Source organism: Type-D symbiont of Plautia stali (genome assembly GCF_001485335.1).
Lineage (GTDB): Bacteria > Pseudomonadota > Gammaproteobacteria > Enterobacterales > Enterobacteriaceae > Pantoea > Pantoea vagans_C.
This window is the reverse complement of the sequence record NZ_BBOC01000194.1, coordinates 1-1,191: the sequence shown is the minus strand read 5'-3', so window position 1 is coordinate 1,191 and position 1,191 is coordinate 1. Positions and strand designations below refer to the sequence as shown.

Sequence of the window (1,191 nt, the reverse complement as noted above, 5' to 3'; positions counted from 1 at the left end):
CCTGCAACGTGACATCGGGATGGAATCGCACCCCGCCCTTGCCCGGCCCGCGAGATAAGTTGTGCTGGACGCGGTACCCTTCGAAATGGCGTACGGTGCCGTCATCCATTTCAAGCGGTATATCAACGATTAATGCGCGTTTGGGATGGGTTAACGTATCAGCCCAGCGGCTGAGATCGCCAAGGAGCGGCAATACGCGTTCGACCTGGGTTAAGTAGGTTGACTAGGCGGAGTGACGGTCACCCGTCACATAGGAAAGTTCAGACAAACTGACCTCCAGATTTTATGTGTGAGATATTGGACTCATGTAGGGTGCGGCCCTCGGGCCGCCCGTGGTGGTTAAATGCTCAGTGTTGCAGGCCGAGTTTTTTCTCCAGATAGTGGATGTTGGTGCCACCCTGCTGGAAGTGTTCGTCGGACATGATTTTCATCTGCAGCTCGACGTTGGTCTTGATGCCGTCGATGATCAGCTCCGCCAGCGCATTCTTCATGCGCGCGATGGCCACTTCACGGGTGTCACCGTAGGTGATCAACTTACCGATCATGGAATCGTAATACGGCGGCACGCTGTAGCCGGCATAGATGTGCGATTCCCAACGCACGCCAAAACCGCCTGGCGCATGGAAACGGGTGATCTTGCCCGGGCTCGGCAGGAAAGTGTTCGGGTCTTCGGCGTTGATACGGCATTCCACCGCATGGCCGCGAACCACCACGTCTTCCTGTTTGATCGACAGCGGCTGACCGGCAGCAATACGCAGCTGCTCTTTGATCAGATCCACGCCGGTGATCATCTCGGTCACCGGATGCTCAACCTGAATACGGGTGTTCATCTCGATGAAGTAGAACTCACCGTTTTCGTACAGGAACTCGAAGGTACCCGCACCGCGATAGCCGATATCAATACAGGCCTTGGCACAACGCTCGCCGATGTTACGACGCAGCTCTGCCGTGATGCCTGGCGCGGGCGCTTCCTCGACCACTTTCTGGTGACGACGCTGCATTGAGCAGTCACGTTCCGCCAGATAGATCGCGTTGCCCTGGCCGTCGGCCATCACCTGAATTTCAATGTGACGTGGGTTCTCGAGGAATTTCTCCATGTACACCATGTCGTTGTTGAAAGCCGCTTTGGCTTCCGCTTTCGTCATACCGATGGATTGTTCCAGATCTTTTTCATTGCGCACGACGCGCATA

The 1,191-nt window shown here is 55.8% G+C and carries 1 protein-coding gene and 1 pseudogene; both read right to left on the bottom strand.

The window, feature by feature from the left end:
* A pseudogene (locus tag PSSD_RS27065) lies at positions 1-268 on the bottom strand (Glu/Leu/Phe/Val dehydrogenase dimerization domain-containing protein); the annotation flags it as partial.
* Between the two features lie 79 nt (positions 269-347).
* On the bottom strand, positions 348-1,191 hold an 844-nt coding region (locus PSSD_RS25935), incomplete at its 5' end, for an ATP-binding protein (protein WP_500812370.1).